The sequence below is a fragment of the Collinsella sp. TF09-1AT genome, from assembly GCF_003436895.1.
GTDB lineage: Bacteria > Actinomycetota > Coriobacteriia > Coriobacteriales > Coriobacteriaceae > Collinsella.
In genome coordinates this window covers 48,671-70,513 of sequence record NZ_QSRC01000002.1, presented here as the reverse complement: position 1 = coordinate 70,513, position 21,843 = coordinate 48,671, and the positions used below count along the sequence as shown (strand labels likewise).

The 21,843-nt window shown below is 59.6% G+C and carries 17 protein-coding genes; 13 read left to right on the top strand and 4 right to left on the bottom strand.

What is annotated here, in order from left to right:
• Positions 1-43: 43 nt before the first annotated feature.
• Together DXC90_RS01985 and DXC90_RS01980 are read left to right on the top strand one after the other, a co-directional pair.
• The gene (locus DXC90_RS01985; protein ID WP_117734537.1) at positions 44-1,483 is read left to right on the top strand and encodes a PLP-dependent aminotransferase family protein; all 1,440 of its coding nucleotides are present in this window, start codon (positions 44-46) and stop codon (positions 1,481-1,483) included.
• Between the two features lie 537 nt (positions 1,484-2,020).
• Positions 2,021-2,902 carry a hypothetical protein gene (locus tag DXC90_RS01980; protein ID WP_117734536.1) on the top strand — a complete coding sequence of 294 codons (882 nt, stop codon included), beginning with the start codon at positions 2,021-2,023 and terminating at the stop codon, positions 2,900-2,902.
• Between the two features lie 242 nt (positions 2,903-3,144).
• Here DXC90_RS01980 and DXC90_RS01975 read toward each other — a convergent pair whose 3' ends face one another.
• Positions 3,145-3,708 (bottom strand): ferritin family protein, encoded by a 564-nt coding sequence (locus DXC90_RS01975; RefSeq protein ID WP_070097113.1) that lies wholly within the window; start codon positions 3,706-3,708, stop codon positions 3,145-3,147.
• Between the two features lie 253 nt (positions 3,709-3,961).
• On the opposite strand from DXC90_RS01975, the gene DXC90_RS01970 reads away from it, so the two are divergent.
• The 7 genes from DXC90_RS01970 to DXC90_RS01945 all read left to right on the top strand — a co-directional run bounded on the left by DXC90_RS01970 (position 3,962) and on the right by DXC90_RS01945 (position 12,091).
• Positions 3,962-5,182: an iron-containing alcohol dehydrogenase gene (locus DXC90_RS01970; protein WP_117734535.1), complete on the top strand. Its 1,221-nt coding sequence runs from the start codon at positions 3,962-3,964 to the stop codon at positions 5,180-5,182.
• Between the two features lie 8 nt (positions 5,183-5,190).
• Positions 5,191-6,570 carry an aldehyde dehydrogenase gene (locus tag DXC90_RS01965; RefSeq protein ID WP_117734534.1) on the top strand — a complete coding sequence of 460 codons (1,380 nt, stop codon included), beginning with the start codon at positions 5,191-5,193 and terminating at the stop codon, positions 6,568-6,570.
• Between the two features lie 242 nt (positions 6,571-6,812).
• On the top strand, positions 6,813-8,012 hold the full coding sequence (locus DXC90_RS01960) for an MFS transporter (protein WP_158550199.1): 1,200 nt from the start codon (positions 6,813-6,815) through the stop codon (positions 8,010-8,012).
• Positions 8,013-8,238: 226 nt separating this feature from the next.
• Positions 8,239-9,003, top strand: a complete 765-nt coding sequence (locus DXC90_RS01955) for a ChbG/HpnK family deacetylase (RefSeq protein WP_117734532.1) — start codon at positions 8,239-8,241, stop codon at positions 9,001-9,003.
• A 400-nt stretch (positions 9,004-9,403) separates the two neighbouring features.
• Positions 9,404-9,583, top strand: a complete 180-nt coding sequence (locus tag DXC90_RS09485; protein ID WP_158550198.1) for a hypothetical protein — start codon at positions 9,404-9,406, stop codon at positions 9,581-9,583.
• Positions 9,584-9,649: 66 nt separating this feature from the next.
• Positions 9,650-10,195, top strand: coding sequence for a metallophosphoesterase (locus DXC90_RS01950; protein WP_117734531.1), 546 nt, complete (start codon positions 9,650-9,652; stop codon positions 10,193-10,195).
• A gap of 138 nt (positions 10,196-10,333) precedes the next feature.
• The gene (locus DXC90_RS01945; RefSeq protein ID WP_117734530.1) at positions 10,334-12,091 is read left to right on the top strand and encodes a DUF2130 domain-containing protein; all 1,758 of its coding nucleotides are present in this window, start codon (positions 10,334-10,336) and stop codon (positions 12,089-12,091) included.
• 79 nt (positions 12,092-12,170) lie between these two features.
• Here DXC90_RS01945 and DXC90_RS01940 read toward each other — a convergent pair whose 3' ends face one another.
• The 3 genes from DXC90_RS01940 to DXC90_RS01930 form a co-directional block, all read right to left on the bottom strand.
• Positions 12,171-14,852 carry an RNA helicase gene (locus tag DXC90_RS01940; RefSeq protein WP_117734529.1) on the bottom strand — a complete coding sequence of 894 codons (2,682 nt, stop codon included), beginning with the start codon at positions 14,850-14,852 and terminating at the stop codon, positions 12,171-12,173.
• Between the two features lie 309 nt (positions 14,853-15,161).
• On the bottom strand, positions 15,162-16,001 hold the full coding sequence (locus tag DXC90_RS01935; RefSeq protein ID WP_117734528.1) for a tRNA (guanosine(46)-N(7))-methyltransferase TrmB: 840 nt from the start codon (positions 15,999-16,001) through the stop codon (positions 15,162-15,164).
• A 117-nt stretch (positions 16,002-16,118) separates the two neighbouring features.
• Positions 16,119-16,991 (bottom strand): class I SAM-dependent methyltransferase, encoded by an 873-nt coding sequence (locus tag DXC90_RS01930; protein ID WP_117734527.1) that lies wholly within the window; start codon positions 16,989-16,991, stop codon positions 16,119-16,121.
• A 265-nt stretch (positions 16,992-17,256) separates the two neighbouring features.
• Between DXC90_RS01930 and DXC90_RS01925 the strand changes: the two genes are divergently transcribed.
• The 4 genes from DXC90_RS01925 to DXC90_RS01910 all read left to right on the top strand — a co-directional run bounded on the left by DXC90_RS01925 (position 17,257) and on the right by DXC90_RS01910 (position 21,751).
• Positions 17,257-17,973, top strand: coding sequence for a helix-turn-helix domain-containing protein (locus tag DXC90_RS01925; RefSeq protein ID WP_117734526.1), 717 nt, complete (start codon positions 17,257-17,259; stop codon positions 17,971-17,973).
• Complete coding sequence (locus DXC90_RS01920; protein ID WP_117734525.1) at positions 17,970-18,869, top strand: DUF4097 family beta strand repeat-containing protein; 900 nt, start codon at positions 17,970-17,972, stop codon at positions 18,867-18,869. Before DXC90_RS01925 ends, DXC90_RS01920 begins: the two co-directional genes overlap by 4 nt.
• A gap of 98 nt (positions 18,870-18,967) precedes the next feature.
• A complete protein-coding gene (locus tag DXC90_RS01915) occupies positions 18,968-20,875 on the top strand; it encodes an elongator complex protein 3 (protein WP_117734732.1) in 1,908 nt (635 codons plus the stop codon).
• Entirely contained in the window at positions 20,876-21,751 is an 876-nt protein-coding gene (locus DXC90_RS01910) for a spermidine synthase (RefSeq protein WP_117734524.1), read from the top strand. It begins immediately after the preceding gene.
• The last annotated feature ends 92 nt before the right edge of the window (positions 21,752-21,843 follow it).

Sequence of the window (21,843 nt, the reverse complement as noted above, 5' to 3'; positions counted from 1 at the left end):
TAATACCAGATTGAATGACTCGATAAGGTCAGATGATAGACTCATGCTTGACTACAATTTGGAACAACGCGGCGAAGCGTCGCTCTATGAGTATGTTTACCAGCAAATTCGAGATGATATCGTTGCTGGACGCATTGCGGCGGGGGAGCATCTGCCGTCTAAGCGCGCCTTTGCCAGTCATCTGGGAATCAGTGTCATTACCATCGAGAATGCATATAGTCAGCTGCTTGCCGAGGGTTATATTCGCTCAAAGCCGCGTCGCGGCTACTATGCTTGCGAGCTTCCGGATGCACCGATTTTGGCTTTGGTTACGGGGGATATCGACCGGGATACTGTCTCTATGGACCCCGGGGCGCATGACGCCGATGGACAGATCGAGCGATTCGATGCGCTTTCTCCTTCCGCTTTGGAGGCGGCTAGGCTTTGGCAAGGCACACTACGGGCAACGCTGACATCCGAAGACGAACGCGAGATCTTTTCGCCCGCACCAGCGCAGGGCACCGCTCGGCTACGACGCGCAATCGCTCGCCATCTGCGCGGGACACGGGGCATGAATGTTAATCCCGACAACATTGTTATCGGTGCGGGCGCCCAGCTGCTCGATACCATGTTGGTTCAGTTGCTTGGCGCGGACAAGGTGTATGCCGTCGAGGATCCGGGTTATTTGCGTCTGACACGCATCTATCAGGCTATGGGTTGCGAAGTTCGCCATATCCCGCTGGATGGTGAGGGCGTGGACTTGAGCGCTTTGCAGAAAACCGGAACAGATGTCCTTCACCTGATGCCGTCCCATCAGTATCCGACCGGCCTTGTGACGAGCATCGCGCGTCGCTATGCGCTGCTGAGCTGGGCTGCCGAGCGGCCAGACCGGTATCTCATCGAAGATGACTTCGATTGCGAGTTTCGCCTTGCTGGCAAGCCGATTCCCGCGCTCGCGTCGATCGATGCCGCTCAGTCGGTTATCTACACCAACACGTTTTCGAAGAGCCTTTCCTCGGCGTTACGTTTGGCGTATATGGTCCTGCCCGATGACCTGATGGAGCGGTTCGGGCGCGACCTTGGTTTTTACGCCTCGTCGGTGAGCTCTGTTGACCAGGTCGCTTTAGCGCGCTTGCTGGAATCGGGTGATTACGAGCGACATGTGAACCGCGTGCGTGTTCGTGCTCGCGAGGCGCGTGATGGCCTGGCGGCGCTTGTACGGAAGACGTTTCCGACGGGGGAGGTCTCGATCGAACATGCGGATGCGGGTCTTTACTGCATCGTGGTTGTGGAGCGTGGCGCGGGCGGAAGCTCTTTTACGCTGGCCCTCACGCGCTCGAGTATCCCTTTTATCGATATCAGTGACTGCTTTTGGTGTGCCGATGGCGCATCTGTCCCTGAAAGCTCGACTCGAATCCTTGCCCAGTATGACGACTTGAGTCCAAATGCGCTTAATACCCTGGAATCGCAGCTAATGGGGGTGTCCTCTAGCCTAAGTGAGTAGACCTTTAGCTCTTTGGCGACCAGGCAGTTTTGTAACAAGCTATCTACCTGCGGTTTTGAAAAGCAGGATGACCGGCCTGCTCGGGATGTTCCAAAAAGTCTACTCACTTGCCGCGCAAAGCTTCTCCATAAGAAAAAAAGGGGTTTTCAACAGGGCTTCGTCCAGTTCTTGGCAAGCTATTGGTCAGTTGGGGAGGGCTGTTGAAAACTTAGCGGTCCGCTCGGTGCCATTTTTGGTGCGTTCGCGCCAATGCGGGACTGGCTGGGTTGAAATTCGTGTTTTCCTGTGCCTATGAAGGATCTACTTTGTGACATATCGGCTTTTAGGTACTGGCGTTTGCCTCCTCAAGCCCTCGCTTTGTGTCCGCCACTTCCACGACCGGAAGAAGACCGGCAGCGATATGGCCTCGCCCGTAACCCGACGGCTGCGGTCGTGCTCGGCTTGCCGTTGCATACATTGGTTGGGACGAGAAATAAGCGGACTTGTCCTGCCAGCGTTAGGCAACGGCTGTTCCTTGGTGAGCTTCCCAGGGAATCCGTGCTGGAAACGGAACATGGGTTTCTGGTCACATCTCCTTTGCTGACGGCATTCATCATGTCGCGGCATCTGACGGATCTCCAGCTGCTTTTGGTATTAGCGGAGATGTGCGGCTTGTTTACGGTTTGTGCCTTGCCAGCAGCACTCGAGGCAGAGCTTTCGCGTGCAATTGAGTCGGGCGCGATTCCGGCAACCTTTGGTTGGGCACGTTGCCCGTCCGAGGACGGTGCCGCCTCAAATTTGTGGCGGCGCGACGCTTTGGTTTTGGGCGGAGACCTTGACCGTTTTTGTTCAGATGTTTGTGGGATGCGTTACGGCAAGCGATTTGTCGCGGTATCGCATCTCGTTCCACTGGGCGCCGCATCGCCTTTTGAGGTTGAGACGTATTTGTTGCTTGGGTTGCCACGATCCCTGGGAGGCGAAGGTTTTTGCGGCATAGAGCTCAATGTCGAAGTGGCGCTAAGCGCAAGTGCTCGGGCGATTGTAGGCAAGTCCCGCGTATACATTGACCTACTTCTGTCTTCGCTGGACGGAGAGCGACAGGTGGCCATTGAATGCCAAGGAAAGGGCTCGCACGGGCGAGCCGGGGATGGTTTGCGTGACGCCGACCGCATGACGGCGCTTCAGGCAATGGGCTACGATGTATTTCTCCTGACACACGGACAGATATCCGATGAGGATAGATTCCGCGCGATCGTTAAGGCCGTATGCAGGTTGCTCGATGTTGAATATCGCGATAAAAGCTCGGAGGAGCAAGGGGCCGAGGCGTTACTCCGGTCTGAGCTATTCGTTGACTGGTCAAAACTGGGAGAAATCGACAAAAAGATGCCCGTTAGATACAAAAAGGCCCGATCGTGGACGGCTGCTAATCTAAGTGAGTAGACTTTTAGCGTGATGGCGACCAGATTGTTTTGCGGCAAGCTATCTACCTGCGGTTTTATAAAGCAATACGGGTGGTCTGCTCGACAAGTTCCAAAAAGTCTACTCACTTAGTTTTTGACGCGAAGCCGATGTCAAAGGTGTTCCTATTTTTGGGACGTTAACTGGTTCGCAAGACACGAAAAAGGCCCGAACCATGCGGTCCGGGCCTTATCGAGCTAGAGATTATCTCTCAGGCGATTGGCTTAGCCAAAGTAGCGCTTGAGCAGGCCGGCGAAAGCCTTGCCGTGGCGAGCCTCGTCGCGAGCCATCTCGTGTACGGTGTCGTGGATGGCATCGAGGCCAGCGGCCTTGGCGCGCTTGGCAAGATCGGTCTTGCCGGCGGTGGCGCCGTTCTCGGCCTCAACGCGCATCTCGAGGTTCTTCTTGGTGGAGTCGGTCACGACCTCGCCCAGGAGCTCAGCGAACTTGGCGGCATGCTCGGCCTCCTCGTGCGCAGCCTTCTCCCAGTACAGGCCGATCTCGGGATAGCCCTCGCGATGAGCGACGCGAGCCATGGCCAGGTACATACCGACCTCGGAGCACTCGCCTTCAAAGTTGGCGCGCAGGTCAGCAACGATATCCTCGGAGACACCCTCCATCTTGGCGACGCCCACGACGTGCTCGGCAGCCCACTCGAGCTGGCCCTCCTCCTGCTTCAGGAAACGAGAACCGGGAACGCCGCACTGGGGGCATTTGAAATCCTCGGGCAGCTGGTCGCCGTCGAACTCTTCCACATAACCGCAAACGGGGCAAACAAACTTCATGATTCGATCCTTTCGATCGATGGCGATGGAGCGCTCGTCCGGTCCCGTAAGGGTCCTCTCCGGACGAGCGTCTTGACGAGTTCTATTATCCATAAATGCAACCGAATGTGAAGCCTATTAGGAATGATTTTTAATAAAAAATTTTGAGCTTGTGAAGATGTTGATTGATTAACGATTGGCAGGCCGCCCGAGACCTCCGATGAGTACAATCGGTCGAGCAAATGTTGACCCATCAACAAATGAAGGAGCTTCCTTTATGCATCTAGCCCGTCGCGCCTGGTGCCGAACGTATCAGATGGTTTTTCGCATCGCATTGCCGGTGCTGCCCTATACCGAGCCGCATATTCTGGAGCATGCCGAGGATGTCCCCGCGGTGCTTCAAAAACGCTCGATACAGCGGGTTCTTATCGTGACGGATCCCGGTATTGTCCGTCTGGGGCTTACGGCACCGCTCGAGACGGCGCTCGCGTCCAAGGGAATCGGCGTTGCGATCTATGCCAAAACATCGGCAAACCCTACGGTCTCAAACGTGGAGGAAGCGGCGTCCCTGTATCGGGAGAACGCCTGCCAGGCCGTTATCGGCTTTGGCGGCGGCTCGGCCATGGACTGTGCCAAGGGTGTGGGCGCACGCATCGCACAGCCAAACAAGCCCATCAACAAGATGCGTGGCCTGCTGCGCGTTCATCGTCGCCTGCCGCTGCTCATCGCCGTCCCCACTACGGCGGGTACGGGTAGCGAGGTCACGCTCGCAGCGGTCATTACCGATGACAAGACGCACTACAAGTACCCCATTAACGACTTTGTGCTTATCCCGCGCTTTGCGGTGTACGACCCCGAGTTTACGCGCGGCCTGCCCGCCTCCATTACGGGACAAACGGGTATGGATGCCCTGACGCATGCCGTCGAGGCCTTTATCGGCCGCAGCACCACGCCCTATACGCGCAAGATGGCGCGTCAGGCGGTACAGCTCATCCACGATTATTTGCTCGAGGCCTATGAGCGCGGCGACAACATGCGTGCGCGCCGCAATATGCTTTCTGCAGCGTATAAGGCGGGCGTTGCGTTTACGCGCTCCTACGTTGGATACGTTCATGCCATTGCACACAGCCTGGGCGGACGATACGGGATTCCGCATGGCCTGGCCAACGCCATCATCCTGCCGCATATGCTTCGCGCTTATGGTGACGCCGCCGCCCCCAAGCTCGCCGATCTTGCTCGCATGGCGGACATTGCGCCGGCTACCGCGCAGGACGGTCTTGCGGCCGAGGCCTTTATCGATTGGGTCGACCGCATGAACGTTGCTCTGGGTATCCCCAAATATGTGACAGGCATTCGCCGCTCCGACATTCCCGAAATGGCAATGCACGCCGATGCCGAGGCTAATCCGCTATACCCCGTTCCACTTTTGATGGACCGTTTGGAGCTCGAGCGTATGTACGAGGCCGTAGCGGGTGGTATGTTTGAGGGCGAGAACTAGGAGGGCCCATGAACACCGAGGAAATCGCGCGCATCGTTGCCGATCAACGCGCCTATTTTAAGACGCATGCCACGTTTGATGTCGATGCTCGCCGTCGCGCGCTCGTGAGCTTGCGTGATGCGGTACAGGCGCACGAGGCCAATATTGCCCATGCGCTCAAGACCGATTTGGGCAAGTCGCACGACGAGGCATATATGTGCGAGATCGGCACGTCGCTTTCCGAGATCCGTCATCAGATTGCGCACGTGGCTCGATGGAGTCGCCCGCGCCTGCGCCCGTGTGACCTCGCCAACGCCGTGAGTGTGTGCAAGACGCAGGCCGTGCCCTATGGCGTTACGCTCATCATGGCTCCTTGGAACTATCCGTTTTTGTTGACGCTCGAGCCGCTTGCCGGCGCCCTTGCCGCGGGCAATACCGTGGTCATCAAGCCGAGCGCCTATGCCCCGGCTTCGAGCGCGGTGCTCAAGCAAATCTGCGAAGAGGCATTTGATCCGCGCCTGGTAACGGTTGTCGAGGGCGGGCGCGCCGAGAACGAAGCGCTGCTCGATGAGTGCTGGGACAAGATTTTCTTTACCGGTAGCGTTCCGGTCGGCAAACTCGTCATGGAGCGGGCAAGTAAAAACCTTACGCCCGTGACGCTCGAGCTGGGTGGAAAGAGTCCCTGCATCGTAGATGCAACGGCAAACTTGAAGGTCGCGGCACGGCGTATCGCCTTTGGTAAATGGCTCAACGTGGGGCAGACCTGCGTGGCGCCCGACTACCTGCTGGTCGATAGACGCGTGCACGACGAGCTGCTGGGCCTTATCAAGGAGGAAGTCCGCCGTATGTTTGGCGAGCATCCGCTCGACAACGAGGATTACGGCCATATCGTCAACGCCAAGCACTTTGCGCGCGTGCGTGGGCTGATCGATCCCGATAAGGTTGTGCTTGGTGGCGCGGCGCGCGAGATGTCGCTCAAGATTGAGCCGACGATTCTGGATGGCGTGACCCCCGATGACGCCGTAATGCAGGAGGAGATTTTCGGCCCCATCTTGCCGGTGCTGACGTTTGAGAGCCTGGATGAGGTCGAGGCGTTCATCGCGAATCGCCCAACGCCGCTGGCCCTGTACGTCTTTAGTCAGGACCGTGCGGTTCAGCAGCGCTTTGTGCGCTACGTGCCCTTTGGCGGCGGCTGCATTAACGATACGATTGTGCACCTGGCCACGAGCCATATGGGCTTTGGCGGCATGGGCGCGAGCGGCATGGGGCAGTACCATGGCCGCGAGAGCTTCGATACGTTTAGCCACAAGAAGAGCATCGTGAACAAGGCAACCTGGCTGGACGTGCCGTTTCGGTATGCGCCCTACGCAAGCTGGAAACACAAATTCGTGCGCATGTTTGTGCATTAGAATCGATGACACAGAGACAAGCCAAATGGCCGCCCCCGCGTAAGCGAAGGCGGCCATTTCTCATGCCCAAGCGCTGGGGCGTGGAGCGTTCTGATGGCAACGCGCAGGGGCGGGACGCCAGATCGGTGCTAGAATACGGGACGACCGCAGCAAAGGGGAGATTATGCATATGTTCGAGAGCTACATGGACTGATGACGCTCAGGCTGTCTCGTTTGGTTTTCATATGCATGAGGGGTTTGCTATGTCCCGCCTTCTTTCTCCATCGCACCGTTTGGTTGCGGTAAATTTCTTTATACAGCTTGCATTTCAGTCGACGTATTTTGTCGGCATCATTGGCTGCGGCACCTACGTTCTCGGGGCCGGCGCATTTGAGACGTCCGCACTCGTGTTTGGACTCAACCTGGTGCTCATCTTTGCAACGTTTTGCTCCGGCGCACTTGTGGACTCCTTGGGCCCGCGTCATGTGCTTCTAGCCGTTTGCGTCCTGCTTTGCGCATCGGGCGTTTTTGGTCTTATTGCTCCCGTGTCCTATTCCGCGCTTGCGCTACTCGCCATCTCTACCGGGCTGTTGTTTGGCGCGGGGACTACGGCCATGGACGCCTATCCGCGCTTTTTGACGGAAGTCCCCGATGAGCTTCTGCGCATTAACGGCCTCAATAACATCGCGACAAGTGTCGCGGTGATCGTTGGACCTGCGCTTGGAGGCGTTATCGCTTCGGTCTTTTCCAACCAAGGGGTGTTTTTCCTGCTTGCGGTGGCACCTGTTCCCGCTCTGCTGCTTGCGACCTCGTTGCGTGAAGGCGCTGCTGTTCAGGGCTTCGCTAAGCCGGAGTCTCGCGCTGAGGCGACGGGCTTGCGATCGCTTTGGGAAGGCGTTATTGCCACGGCAGCTGATGCCGACCTGCGCCTGATTTTTCTCATGGGCTTTATGGGCTTCTTTTCCTACGGGGCATTCGATTCGCTCGAGTCGCTGTTCTACCGCGATGTTCTCTGCGTGGGTACGGAGTGGATGGGATGGTTGTCGGCCATTGCTGGCATCGGCGGAACACTGGGGTCGTACCTAATCATGCGTGTGCCGTCGGGACGCATCAGGCTGGAGCTTCTGGCGGCGATGCTGCTGGTGACGGGTGTGGGCTCCGTTGTGTATGTGGGTACCGCCTCTGTTGCCGTCGCTGCAGTGGGGCAGCTTGTCTGTGGCATTGGTTTTGGCGCCATGGGACCGGTGCGCGTCACACTCACCCAGCGCTTGAGCGACCCTGCCAAGGTGGGGCGCGTGCTGGGCGTGATGCGCGTGGGCCTCAACGGCGCAGGCGTGCTGCCTCTGGTCGTTGCTCCGTTTTTGGCCGACGCCTTTGGCGTGCAGGGAGTGCTTGTTGGCGCAAGCCTGGCAACGGCCGCTATCGCCTGCACGTTTTGGGCAATCGCCCGGCGTCGGGGCTAGGCTCTCGGCATTCCGCTTGCCTTGCTGAATAGGTCGCATGGGGAAAGCGAAATGCGCGCAGCCGCGATTGCGAGCGCTCGATCCTGCGCTATGACGCGGGGCTCGATGTTAACGGTCACAAGTCCGCAAGCTGCGACTGGAGCCTTGGATTCTTCGAGCTGTGATTCTCGAACCATCACAAAGGTATCCACTTGTGGTGAGTTTTCCATAGATTGGGGGAGTTGTTATGAAACGGCTTTTAATCCGTGCCGATGACATTGGGTATTCGTATGCCGTTGACCTGGGAATCGCCCGCAGCGTCAACGAGGGTCTGGTGCGCTCGGTAGGCCTTATGCCCAATATGCCCGAGGCCGAACGTGGCTGGTCGCTCGTGGCAGACGCCGGTGTTGCAGTGGGCCAGCATACCAACGTGTGTCTGGGTAAGCCGTGTGCCGACCCGGCGCTCATTCCGAGCATGCTCAACGAGAACGGTGAATTCCATAGCAGCCGTACCTTCCGTGAGCATTTTAAGCGCGGTGAGGAGTTGATAGACTTCGACGAGGCCTGCATCGAGATCCGCGCGCAGCATGACCGCTTTGTCGAGATCGTGGGTCGCGAGCCCGATTACTTTGAGGCCCATGCCGTCATGAGCAAAAATCTTAACCGAGCTATCTCGGCGGTTGCCCAGGAACTGGGTCTTAAGGAGCAAAAGGCGAGCTTCGACCCTGTGGCAGTGGTGCATTGCGGAGATGCCGACCTGCGCATGGTGATGCGCTCGATGGAGCCGGGCTACGAACCCAAAGAGGCAATCATGCAGACGGTCCGCGAGATGGTAGAAGGTGAGACGGTGATCTTTGTCTGCCATCCGGGTTATCTCGACCGCTTTATCCTCGAGAACAGCTCGCTTACGACCGATCGCACCAAGGAAGTCGATGCTCTGATCGATCCCGGGCTTCGCGCTTGGCTTGAGTCTCAACCCGATCTTCGCCTGATCGACTACCGCGACCTGTAAGGACCCAAGCCGCCACAAAGGGGACAGGCACCTTTGTGGCGGTTTTGGCGCCGTTGCCATTATGGCGGCGGCGCCTTTTTTTCCATGCGGCGCAATAGAGTCAGGGCAACGTGTCATGCGTGCCTTTTTGTGCATTAGAGTCGATGGCATAGGAATAAACAAAGTGGCCGCCCCGCGTAAGCGAAGACGGCCACTTCTCACGATGAAAACGTGTATCGGAGTTGGCAAGACCCGCGGCAACGGGTGCCATCCGTGTTCCCATCTTATCTGCAAGCGCTCTGTCGCGCAAGCGTTGCGGCAAACGATTGAAGGATGCAGACAGGATGAATTTGTGTCCGCACGGGCCCGTAGACTTCTCAACTATGTGGTGGACGCTCGCTAACCGGCAATGGAGGCGGTCATGTTTGATGATGACGAACTGTTCGATCTGACAGACGATCCGTTTGAGTGGGATCTGCTGCTCGATGATGACGAGCTGGGGCAGGACCGTAAAAAGCGGCAGGACAAGAAAGCCCAGGGCGACGCTTCGAAAAAGCAAGACAAACGTCGCCGGGGTCTGTTCGGCGGGCTCTTTGGGTAACTGTTGCATCGCTGCGTCTGTATACTAAACAGGTCTTATAGGCATTGCGAAATGAGGACGTAGACGATGATGTGGTTTACCGCCGACCTGCACCTGGGTGATACGAATATCTTGCACGACATGGATCGACCGTTTGGTTCGATCGAGGAGATGAACCGCAAGGTCATCGATGCCATCAATGAGTGTGTTGCTGCGGATGACCGCCTCTATATTCTGGGTGACTTTACCTATCGTTTGCCCCTGGCGGAGGCGGTGCGCCTGCGCGAGCGTATCGAATGCAAGAACGTGGCGCTCATTCGTGGCAACCATGACGGCGATTGGGAAGATCCGGACGCGCCGCATATTTGGGATGAAGTGCGCGATTATCTGGAGGTCGCTCCCGGTTACGCCAAGGGCCATCGTCTGGTGATGAGCCACTACCCCATGCTCAGCTGGAATGGCAAGGCGCGCGGTGCCATCATGCTGCACGGGCACATTCACAGCAGGGGAGACCGTGCCAACGTCCGCAACCGCGATCGCGAGCGCCCGGTTCTGCGCTATGACGTGGGACTTGACGCTAATGGCTACAAGCCCGTAAGCCGCGACCAGATCCTAGACTTTTTTGGGCTGTAATTCTCGAACCACCACAAAGGGGACAGACACCTTTGTGGTGGTTTTGGCGCCGTTGCCATTATGGCGGCGGCGTCTTTTTTGTCCGTGCAGCGCGGTAGAGTGTATGCGGTTGATATTTGCGTCCATCGAGGAGCTGCCATGAACGAGATTAAGTGCCCGCATTGCGGCGAAGTTTTTAAGGTCGATGCGTCCGGCTATGCGGATATCGTCAAGCAGGTGCGCGATACCGAGTTCTCGCACGACCTGGATGAGCGTGTGAAGGCGGTCCAGCGCGAGGGCGAGCGGGCGCTGGAGCTTGAGCGCTCGCGTTCGGCGGCCGCTTTGCAAAAGGCGGAGTCCCAACGTAACGCCCAGCTTGTCGAGCAGAAGAATGCCGCAGCTCAACAGCTGGCGCAAGAGGTCGCCAAGCGCGATGCCGAACTTGCCGAGCTGCGCGCCAAGCTCGAGGGCGCTGCTGCAGAGCGCGAGAGCGCAAGCCAGCGCGCGGCGGTAGAGGCCCGCGCCGATGCTCAAAAGGAGAACGCCGAGCTCCAGCGCGAAATCGACAGCTTGCGCGCACAGCTGGGACGTAAGGATGACGAAGCCAAGCTTGCCGAGTCGGCGGTGCGTAACGCTGCTCAAAGCGATCTGGCCGCACGCGATGCGCAGATTGCCGAGCTGCAGGCCAAGCTTGCCGCGGCGGACAAGGCCCAGGAGATGGCGCTTGCCGCGGCCGCGGCCGAGTCGCAGCGCGCGCTTGATGCTGCTCGCAGCGAGGCTGAACGCACATTTGCTGACTATCAGGCGAAGGTGCAGGAGAAGTTTTCCGCCGCAAAGGCTCAGTCTGAGCAGGAGGCTGAGGGCCTGCGCGCCCAGCTGCGCGAGCAGGAGCTGACAGCAAAAATGAACCTGTCGGAGGCGGTTGCCGCGGCGGAGCGAGAGCGCGACGAGGCGCGTGCCAAGCTGACGAGCGAGCTGGCGGTGCGCGATTCGCGCGAGGAGCAGGCCAAGGCGGCACACGAGCTCGAACTTGCGCAGACCAAGCGCGCGAACGAGGAACTGATTCGCTATAAGGATGAAGAGATTGAGCGCCTTAAGGACATGAAGGTCCGCCTGTCCACCAAGATGGTGGGCGAGTCGCTCGAGCAGCACTGCGAGACCGAGTTTAACCGCCTACGCATGACGGCGTTTCCCAACGCGTACTTCGAGAAAGACAACGATGCGTCCGAGGGCACCAAGGGCGACTTTATCTTCCGTGAGTGTGACGCGAGCGGCAACGAGATCATTTCGATTATGTTCGAGATGAAAAACGAGAACGACGAGACCGCGACCAAGCATAAGAACGAGGACTTCTTTAAGAAGCTCGACCACGATCGTCGCCAGAAAGGCTGTGAGTACGCGGTGCTCTGCACGTTGCTCGAGCCCGAGAGCGAGCTTTATAACGCAGGAATCGTGGACGTGAGCTATCGCTACGAGAAGATGTACGTGATCCGCCCACAGTTTTTCATTCCCATGATTACGCTGCTGCGCAACGCCGCTATGGGTTCGCTTCGCTATAAGCAGGAACTGGCGGAGTACAAACAGCAGAATATCGATGTCACGAACTTCGAAGCCAAGATGGAGAAGTTCAAGGATGGCTTCTCGCGCAACTACAACCTGGCGAGCAAGCAATTCGAGTCGGCAATCAAGGAGATCGATGCCGCCATTAAGCAGCTCGAGAAGACCAAGGACGACTTGCGCCGCAGCACCGAGAACCTACGCTTGGCCCACAACAAGGCCGATGAGCTTACCATTCGCAAGCTCACATGGGGCAACAAGACCATGAAGACAGCGTTTGACGAGGTGCGTGAGGTGGCGGCGGACACGGTTGATGAGCCCGCCGATGCCGATTCGTATGAGGTCGAGGATGCCGAGTAAGGCATAACGTATAATGCAAAAGCGGGGCCGCTGGCGATGTTGCCAGCGGCCCCGCTTCATTTCGTTCCAGTATGTACGGCTAGTCCTCGAGCAAATCCTCGATAAAGCCGACACGGTAGTTCTTGAAAATAACCTCGCCGCCGTCTTGCGTGGCATCCAGGTCGACATCGCCCATGATGCCAAAGTCGTGGTCGCCGTCCTCGTCGGCAAAGATCTGGTGCACGTGCCACACGTGGAGTGCCTTCTCGTCGGACTCGTCGATCGAGAACATGGCGGAGCTGCGCGCGTCGCCGTTGGTGAGAATCTCCTCGTGCTGCTCATGGTAGGCATTGAGCGCTTTTTGCCAACGGATTTCGCTCATGCCCCAGTCCTCGTCGAGCTCGCCTAGGTCGCTCGTATGCTCGCGGGCGGCAAGGGTTACGCGGCGGAAGAGCGCGTTGCGCACCAGCAGCGTGCAGCCGCGGCGGTCGGCTACGACTTCGTCGATGCCCTGCGGCGGTGCGGCGTCGAGTGCGGCGGGGTTGCCGGCGTTCTCCCACTCGTCCACCAGGCTCGAGTCCACCGAACGCACCACAAAGCCCAACCACGAGATAATGTCGCGCAGGCACTCGTCGCGCTTCTCGATGGGTACGGTGCGGTCGAGCGAACGGTAGGCCTCTGCCAGGTAGCGCAGCAAGATGCCCTCGGAGCGGGCGATTCCGAGCTTTTGGATATAGCCCTTAAAGTCGCTCGCGCTCTCCAACATGTCGCGCAGGACGCTCTTGGGCGAGAGCTGGTAGTCGTTTGCCCAGGGCACTTCCTGGCAGTACTTGTCAAAGGCGGCATCGAGCAGCTCCTCGAGCGGCTTTTCGTACGTGACGTCCTGAATGCGCTCTAGGCGTTCCTCATATTCGACGCCGTCGGCCTTCATCTCGGCCATAGCGCGGTCGCGCGCGGCACGCTCCTGGGCGCGGAGCACCTGCTTAGGGTCTTCGAGTGTGGCCTCGACCATGCTGATGAGATCCATGGTATAGGTCTCGCTCTCGGGGTCGAGCAGCTCCAGCGCGGCAAGCAAAAATGGCGAGAGCGGTTGATCGAGCGCGAAGTCCTCGGGTAGATCGACCGTCAGCGCATAGTCGATGTCTGGCGTGGCGTCGGCCGGGGCGTTGGGTGCGGGCGGCACCTCGGTACGCACGACGACGCCGGAATCGATGAGCGTGGCGAAGATTTCGTCGGCGCGAACCTCGAGCTTGGCCTTTTCCTCGGGGGTCTGCAAGCTTGTCTCGATAAGGTCGTGCACGCGGGCGCGGGCGTCGCCGTCCTGCTCGACTACGCTAATCACCATAGAGTGCGTGATGCGCAGGCGCGGCTTGAGTGTCTCGGGCTGCGTCTCGATCAGGCGCTCAAAGGTCTGCTTGTTCCAGGTGACAAAGCCCTCGGGCGCCTTCTTCTTTTTAATCTTGCGAAGCTTCTTGGGATCGTCGCCCGCCTTTGCCATGAGCTTGGCGTTTTCAATCTCGTGCTCAGGTGCCTCGGCAATCACCATGCCCTCGGTATCGAAGCCCGAGCGGCCGGCGCGACCGGCAATCTGGTGGAACTCGCGGGCACGCAGGCGACGCATCTTGTAGCCATCGAACTTGGTGAGTGCGGTGAGCACCACGGTGTGGATGGGTACGTTGATGCCGACGCCGAGCGTATCGGTACCGCAGATGACGGGCAGTAGGCCCTGCTGCGCCAAGCGCTCGACCAGCAGGCGATAGCGCGGCAGCATGCCGGCATGGTGCACGCCGACGCCGCATCCGAGCAGGCGCTTGAGAATCTTGCCAAAGGCCGTGGAGAAGCTCGTGCCCTTGGCCGCCTCCTTGATGGCCTCGCGCTGCTCCTTGCTGGCAATACCAAAGTTGGCGAGTGACTGCGCCGTTGCAAGTGCGGCATCCTGGCTAAAGTGCACGATATAGAGTGGGGCTTCGCCACGGCGCATGGCGAGCTCGACCGTACCCTCGAGGGAGGTCGTCACATAGTCGTAGCTCAGCGGAACAGGGCGTGGTGCATCGACGACCAAGTCGCAGGCAGCGCCGGTGTGCTCCTCGAGTGAGGCGGCGATGGCGGTGACATCGCCGAGCGTGGCGCTCATGAGCATAAACTGCGTGTGGGGCAGGGTGAGCAGCGGTACCTGCCAGGCCCAACCGCGATCGGGGTCGGCAAAATAGTGGAACTCGTCCATGGCGACGCAGCCCACGTCGGCATCTTCGCCCTCGCGCAGTGCGTCGTTAGCAAGGATCTCTGCCGTGCAGCAGATGACGGGCGCCTTGGTGTTGATGTGCGTGTCGCCGGTGATCATACCGACGTTATCGCGGCCGAGCACCTGTACCAGGTCGAAGAACTTTTCGCTGACCAAGGCCTTGATAGGGGCCGTGTAATAACAGCGTTTGCCCTGCGCCATGCCCATAAAAAGCATGCCCAGCGCGACGAGCGATTTACCCGATCCGGTCGGCGTGCCTAAGATGACGTGATCGCCGGCGGCCAGGTCCATGAGGGCCTCTTCTTGGTGGTCCCACAGCTCAATGCCGCGGTCGCTCGTCCATTCAAAGAAGCGCTCGAAGGCCTGATCGGGCGTGAGCCACGGTTCGGGCTCGCTGCCATCCTCGGGCTCCCACCAAGTGGGGGAGAGCGCGCCGAGCGAGCCGAACTCTGCCTCGGTTCCCGTGCCGCCCGAGAATGAGCTGGCAGCGCCGGCGCCGGAGACGGTGCTGGCGGCGGTATCTGTCGTGGTCTGTGCCATGTGGTTGCTTTCTCTCGCGTTTGTCCGCCAACTATTATGGCGTAGCGTCGCATCGATGCGTTCGCAGGCAAGAAAATGCAGGAAATGGGCGTTCTGCCCAGCTGTTTGGGGCGGCCGCTAACTAAGTGAGTAGACTTTTTGCGATATCGCGAGCACGCGAATTTTACGCAAGGGCTCTACCTGCGATTTTAGTTTTCGCCATACGGGTCGTGCTTGGCTATTGCCAAAAAGTCTACTCACTTAGGTTTGAGGGTCGTTCGTCGGCGCCTATTTGCGTTTGGCTACCGGCGCCGCGACTGCCAAAAGCCCCTAGGACTCTTGCGGCAGGCGCTTCTTGCCCTTGCGGGCGCGGTTTTTAAAATTCTCGACGGCCTCTTCCATGCCCAGGGGCACGTACGTGAGCTCATTAAGGTCGTCGGGCAGGTAGCAGGCAAGACTTTGCTCCTGCATGCGCCCCGCCGTGAGCTCATCGTCACCGGGCTGTGCGCCGGGTGTGGCGCAAATGCCGTAGACAGCGGCACCCATCTCGCGCGTACGGCACTCATATTCGGTCTCGGGATACTCGGGATGGTCGCGGCGGACGTCGTCACTTATCCAACGCGTGTCGTAGCCTGCCGCGGCAAACTGCCCCAGGGCGTAGTCGCGCAATGGTTTACTGTCGGTGCGCAGCGTGACGGTGGCGCCGGCTGCAAGGAGCGGGCGGTAGAGCATCAGATGGTCGACATGGACGAGCCGCTTTTTGGCGTACTTGGCTTTGGGCTGCGGCGTGGGAAAGTTGATGGTGATGGCATCGAGCTCGCCTGCGGCAAACAGCGCGGGCAACGCTGCAGCTCCGCGCGGGAGTACGAGCGCGTTGGGCAGCCCCTGCTCGCAGATTTTCTGTGCGGCATAGGCGATGCAGATGGGCTCCTGGTCCATACCGACAAAGAGCGTGTCGCGTTCACGGCGAGCTCGCTCAACCAGATAGGTGCCTTTGCCGCAGCCTAGATCCAGATGAAGGCGGGTAAAGGACAGGCCGCCGGCTGGCGCGCAGGCTTCGCGCCAATTCCCGGCATAGGCCTCGGGGTTCGTCTCAATCGCATCGGCGTAGCGCTCCAGGCGCTCTTCGAGCACAAAGTTCTTAGGCGTGCGAACGTGGACGGCTCCCATGAGGCTCCTTGGTTATACGCATGGAACGCATGACTGCGCGTTCGGTCAACGGGCTGGAAAAGGTGGGCATGGTTTGCCCGGAAGTTGCGGCGCGACTCGGCGGCGGGTCGCCGATGCCTACAGGCGCTTGAGGATCACATAGCGGTTGAGCTCGCCGCTGCGACCGTCGGCGTGGAAACGCTCGAGCTCGCGTACGGGAACCTCGCCACTCTTGTAGAACGTACGAACGCCGCGCACCAGGTCGGTGATCTGCTGATCGTCAAAGTGATGGCAATAGCGGTAGGCATGGCGGTCATTTTGCCATCCAATGAGGTGATCGCCGGCTTCGAACTGCGTGGAATCGTAGCCCTCAAACGGCGGGGTGAGCTCGGCGCGGGCCTCGGCGCGAACGGCTTTGCGTGCCATACGCTCGTCGTTCATAAACTCCCAAAAGCTGATGGCAATGATGCCGCCCGGGCGCGTCTGGCGCACCAGGGCGTCGAGCACGCGCACGCGATACTCGCACGACGGCACGTGGTGCATAAAGCCAAAGCAGACCGAGATGTCGGCGAGCGGGGCGTCGAAAAGCGCGTCGGGTGTCTCGGCGGGGTTGAGCTTCATGAGGGCATCGAGCACGTCGAGTTCCTGGAAGTGCAGGTTGGGGATGCGCAGGGCGTGGCCATGAGCATCGATGGCCAGGTCTTGGCACGAGTCGACGCCATAGAACTCAAGCGGGCAGCTGGCGTCTGCCGAGGGACTCGTGCCGTCGACGCCTTTGGCGGCAAGTGTGCCGCCGGCGGCAAAGTTCTCGAATCGCATATTGCCGCAGGCGAGATCGAAGACGCGGACGGGATGCTCGATCGTGGCGACGTCGAGCTGCCCGAGCGCGATGTCCATGGTGCGCACCCAGCCGGGCCACGGGGCCTGGCGCGTATCGGAAAAAGAGGCGGAGTGCTCGCGATAGAACGTATTGTTGAGCTGGATGAGCGATGAGGCGAAATCGCGGTTCACGGCGCGGAACTCCCTCCGTTGGCGGTGCGGAATAAACAGTACGACCATACTACCGTTAACGCCGCAACGGGGACAACCGAGCTGCGGGTCATTGCTTTGTTTGGACGCATTTTCGCAGCTCATATGTGCCCGCAACCGTCGGTTGTCAAAAATCTCACTAGAATAGGTGGCATGCTTTTGGCGGTGGCGGATAGATTTTTAACTGTGCAAGGCGCCTTAAGAAAAAACGGTCCGGCGGCACGGCTGGCATCGCATAGGAGGAACCATGAATGTAGAAACTGCGCAGCGGCTCGCCGACCTTCGCCGCAGCAAGGGCTTTAGCCAAGAGGGATTGGCGCGAAAGCTGGGACTGTCGCGCCAGGCGGTCAGTAAATGGGAGCGCGCGGAGAGCTCGCCCGATACCGAGAACCTGATCTCGCTCGCCAAGCTCTATGGTGTGAGTCTGGACGAGCTGCTCAATCCGAGCGACGAGATCGAGGACGATATCGAGTTTGAGAATGAGGACCGCGCCCGCCAGCGCGAGGCCGAGGCGGCGGAGCGAGCCCGTACCCACGAGGCGGCGGCACGCGCTACCGAGGCCGCAACGCAGGCGAGTGATGCCGCGGCTAAGGCGGCGCAGGCTGCAAGCTGGAGCGCGCAGGCGGCTAACGCCGCGACGGCGCAAGCGACGAACGCCGGTGCGGTCAATCCGACTCCGGTGAAAGGACCGTTCCAGTCGTTCCCGTATTGGGCTGTGTGCTGGATGCTGTTCTTTCTGCTGATGTTCCTGTTTGGCGCCGGTCCCTTTGCCGCGCTGATCTTCTTTACGATTCCCATCTATCACTGGGTGGCGCGTGCGCTCGATGGTGATTGGGCGCGCGGGGATATTCAGGTTGGTCCGGCGCCGGTGGCAGCCAAGGCTCAGGATGATTTCCCTGCGGTTGATGCTGACGCGGCTGCTACAACCTCCGCTGAGACGAGTACCAAAGAGGGTGATGAATGATGAAGCTTTCGCATGAATCCAAGGTGCGCTTGGGCGTTGGCATCGGAGCGTTTGTGCTCATCATCGGGCTTGTCTTTGGCATTTCGCGGCTATTGGCTCATTCCGATATGGTGCGTACGACCGGTATTCTATCTGGCAATTTGTCTGATTTTGACGATATGTTTGACGACGATGATCTCTTGGATAGCGGTAACTATTCCGCTCGGCCTCAACAACTTTCGAGCGAAACGTTTGATGCCGACGCGTTCACATCGCTTGACTTGGACGTGACGTCGGGCACGGTCGAGGTCAAACACGTCACCGGCGGCCCGGTGCGTGTTATCGAAAGCGGCCGCGTTGCGAAGGGGACGTCTGCTTCTGATGCGGCTACCCGGAACCTTGCTGAGGTCAAGGGCTCTACGCTCAAGATCAGTCAGCTCTACTACGATGATAAGCGCGCGATTGACCGCACAATTACCATTGAGCTGCCGCGAGATGTTGCGGATAACTTGGTGGGCATTACGGCGAATGTAGGATCAGGCGACCTGACGGTCGCGGACATTGCGTGCCATGATCTGGATATAACGTTGAATTCGGGAGACGTCGAGTTTACGGGCGCCGTGACCGATACCCTGAATGCCGAGGTTGGTTCGGGCGATGCGACGTTCGAGCTCTACCAGGCCCCCGCGAGCTCGATGGACGTTACCGTGGGCTCGGGCGATGTAGAGATAACGGTTCCGAACTCTACGGGCTTTAAGGCGAGCCTTACCCTGGGCAGTGGCGACTTCGAGAGTGATTTCCTTCCGCTTGGCTACGATGGCGAGACCATATTGAATTCTGAGTTCGACAATGGCGATAAGTCCGCCACGTATCGTTTTGAGATCGGCTCGGGCGACGTGTCGTTTGATTCGGAGTAACGGGCGCTTTTCGAAAACCCGTAAGCATAGACGCGCTGTTTGATGAAGGCGCCGGGGCCGTGGTCGGCTTCGGCGCCTTTGCCTTTACAATGGGGGGCATGGAACAGATTATCTTGAACATACTCGAGGCTCTGCGTCGCGGCGAGACCGTGGACGACAAAGCGCTCGTCAAACTGATACATGCCGAGGCGCGCCGTGAGGGTGCCGACAAACGCGATTTGGCCAAGCGCCGTCTGTTGCCGTTCTACCAGCGGGTAAAACGTGAAGAGCCGGCTCGTTGGGCTGGGTGGAACATCGACGCCAGGCTTGAGCGTCAACTGCTGCAGGTGTTGCGTATGAAGCCGCGCCGCACGGCTTCGGGCGTGGCGACCATTACTGTCATCACCAAGCCCTGGCCGTGCTCGGGCGATTGCCTGTTTTGCCCCAACGACCTGCGCATGCCCAAAAGCTATCTGCACGCCGAGCCGGCGTGCGCCCGTGCGGAGCAAAACTGCTTTGATCCGTATCTGCAGGTGAGCGCTCGTCTGACCGCGCTTTCGCAAATGGGGCATGCGACCGACAAGATCGAGCTCATCGTACTTGGCGGTACTTGGAGCGACTATCCGCAAGGGTATCAAACATGGTTTGTGTCGGAGCTTTTCCGTGCGCTCAATGACGATGCCGTGGCCGGCGTGGCAGCCAACCCCATGTTGGCGCGTCCGGGCATCAGCCGTGCCGAGGCGGGGCGCCTGCTCGATGACGCTCCCGCCGATGCCCTGCCGCCGGTGGTGGCGGTGCGTCGCGAGCGCTATAGGACTGCCGGCATTGCGACCGATGAGGCTGAGCTTGCCGCCGGCGTTGCCGGCGAGCAAGGGCGTGTGGATGCTGCCGTGGGTGGCTATAACCGCGCGGTGCGAAAGCTCTATGGCCCCGGCACGCCGTGGGGCCGGGTTGCCGAGTGGCAGACGGCAACAATGGAGGAGCTTGAGCGCCAGCAGCGCATCAACGAGACGGCGAAGCATCGCGTGGTGGGGCTCGTTATCGAGACGCGCCCCGATGCCGTGACGCCGCAGGCGCTCACGCTCATCCGCCGTCTGGGCTGCACCAAGATTCAGATGGGCATCCAGAGTCTCGACCAGCACCTGCTCGATATCAACGAGCGTCGCATTTCGGTGGCGCAGATCGATCGGGCGTTTTCGCTCGCGCGCCTGTTTGGCTTTAAGATCCACGCACATTTTATGCTTAACTTGCTGGGCGCCACGTCCGCGGGGGACAAGCGCGACTACGAGCGCTTTATGACCGAAGGGGCCTTTATGCCCGACGAGGTCAAGGTCTACCCGTGTGCGCTCATCGAGGGCTCGCGTCTGGTGGGCTGCTATGAGCGTGGCGAGTGGCGCCCCTATACCGAGGACGAGCTGCTCGATGTGTTGGCCGATGACATCGTGGTGACGCCGGCGTTCTGCCGCATTAGCCGTATGATTCGCGACTTTAGTTCCGACGACATTATGGTGGGCAACAAGAAGCCCAACCTTCGCCAGCTGGTCGAGAATCGCCTGGCGGCGCAGGGCAAGGGCGCCAAGGTGCGCGAGATTCGGTATCGCGAGATTAGCACGGCGGGCGCCGACCTGGGCGAGTTGACCCTTAACGAGGAGGTGGCGTACGAGACGCCGGTGACGCATGAGCGCTTTTTGCAGTGGGTAACGCCGCAGGGCAAGATCGCGGGCTTTTTGCGCTTGTCGCTGCCCGACCGCGCATTTGTTGCCGCGCATGCGGACGAGTTGCCGACGACGCCGGACGAGGCGATGATTCGTGAGGTACACGTGTATGGTATGGCCGCGCGCGTGGGCGATCAAGGCCAGGCGGCTCAGCATCATGGATTGGGGCGCTCGCTGGTGGAGCGCGCGTGCGAAATTGCTCGGGATGCGGGCTATGCGCGCATCAACGTGATTAGCGCGATTGGCACGCGTGAGTACTATCGCCATTTGGGTTTTTATGATCATGGACTCTATCTGCAAAAGGAGCTCTAGATGAACAAGCCGAGTGTTTCTGCCGGTGTCGTTGCCGGCGTTGCCCTGGGAGCCGCGGCGCTCGGTGCGGCCGCCGTTGCTGTTCGCGCTGCCTGTCTGCAGGTCGCGAGGACCCGCAATGGGCTGGCGCGCGTGAAGCGCGTGCACGATGAGAACGGCGACGAAGTCCGCGTGTTGGTGCAAGGCGGCGTGTACCAAAGCGCGACCTATGTTGGCGAGCGTTGGGCAGAGCCCGTCTTTGTGTACTATCGTGCGTTTGACGATGTGTTTGAGGCCGAGGATGCCATGCGCGATGCTTGTAGTCATGGCATCGACCGCATGCTTATGCTGGGCGGCGGCGGGTTTGCCTATCCCAAGTTTGCGCTGATGTCGCACGAGAACTTGCGCATGGACGTCATTGAGTACGACGCCGAGATTACGCGTCTAGCACGTCGTTGGTTCTATCTGGACGAGCTGGAGCGCACGGTGGGAGACCGCTTGCGGGTGATTACCGCCGAGGCTCGCTCGTATCTGGGCGTGACGAGCGTGGGGCATCGTCGCTACGATGTCGTCGTGAGCGATTGCTTTGGCGGTGCCGAACCCGTGCGCGAGCTGGCGACGATTGAGGCGCTGCGTTTGGTGCGGGGCAGCCTGAACCCCGGCGGTATCTATGCTGCCAATATCGTGAGTGCAAACGAGGGGAGCGATGTGACGTTCCTGCGCGATTGCGTTGCCACGGCGCTCGAGGTGTTTGCGCATGCTTGGGTGGTTCCCTGCGGCGATGCGGAATTTGGCGGCGAGGAGAACTACCTGCTCATCGCCAGCGACGGTGACTACACCTTTGCCGAAGCCGTGCCCTTCGATGCCGACTTCCTCGGCGCGGCCCTCCGCGACTAGCCTATTCGGGGCGGGCCTCTTTCGACCAGTCTTTTTGGGCTTTTTAGCTACCCCGGCAGGTAACGCGAACGGTTTGGCTGATTAACGGCAGG

What these genes read in the sequence shown, in the direction of transcription:
- DXC90_RS01920 (WP_117734525.1), top strand. Translation starts at nt 17,970, where the DNA reads ATGATGAAGCTTTCGCATGAATCCAAGGTGCGCTTGGGCGTTGGCATC.
- DXC90_RS01935 (WP_117734528.1), bottom strand. Translation starts at nt 16,001, where the DNA reads ATGGGAGCCGTCCACGTTCGCACGCCTAAGAACTTTGTGCTCGAAGAG.
- DXC90_RS01945 (WP_117734530.1), top strand. Translation starts at nt 10,334, where the DNA reads ATGAACGAGATTAAGTGCCCGCATTGCGGCGAAGTTTTTAAGGTCGAT.
- DXC90_RS01965 (WP_117734534.1), top strand. Translation starts at nt 5,191, where the DNA reads ATGAACACCGAGGAAATCGCGCGCATCGTTGCCGATCAACGCGCCTAT.
- DXC90_RS01955 (WP_117734532.1), top strand. Translation starts at nt 8,239, where the DNA reads ATGAAACGGCTTTTAATCCGTGCCGATGACATTGGGTATTCGTATGCC.
- DXC90_RS01950 (WP_117734531.1), top strand. Translation starts at nt 9,650, where the DNA reads ATGATGTGGTTTACCGCCGACCTGCACCTGGGTGATACGAATATCTTG.
- DXC90_RS09485 (WP_158550198.1), top strand. Translation starts at nt 9,404, where the DNA reads ATGTTTGATGATGACGAACTGTTCGATCTGACAGACGATCCGTTTGAG.
- DXC90_RS01985 (WP_117734537.1), top strand. Translation starts at nt 44, where the DNA reads ATGCTTGACTACAATTTGGAACAACGCGGCGAAGCGTCGCTCTATGAG.
- DXC90_RS01925 (WP_117734526.1), top strand. Translation starts at nt 17,257, where the DNA reads ATGAATGTAGAAACTGCGCAGCGGCTCGCCGACCTTCGCCGCAGCAAG.
- DXC90_RS01910 (WP_117734524.1), top strand. Translation starts at nt 20,876, where the DNA reads ATGAACAAGCCGAGTGTTTCTGCCGGTGTCGTTGCCGGCGTTGCCCTG.
- DXC90_RS01940 (WP_117734529.1), bottom strand. Translation starts at nt 14,852, where the DNA reads ATGGCACAGACCACGACAGATACCGCCGCCAGCACCGTCTCCGGCGCC.
- DXC90_RS01970 (WP_117734535.1), top strand. Translation starts at nt 3,962, where the DNA reads ATGCATCTAGCCCGTCGCGCCTGGTGCCGAACGTATCAGATGGTTTTT.
- DXC90_RS01915 (WP_117734732.1), top strand. Translation starts at nt 18,968, where the DNA reads ATGGAACAGATTATCTTGAACATACTCGAGGCTCTGCGTCGCGGCGAG.
- DXC90_RS01960 (WP_158550199.1), top strand. Translation starts at nt 6,813, where the DNA reads ATGTCCCGCCTTCTTTCTCCATCGCACCGTTTGGTTGCGGTAAATTTC.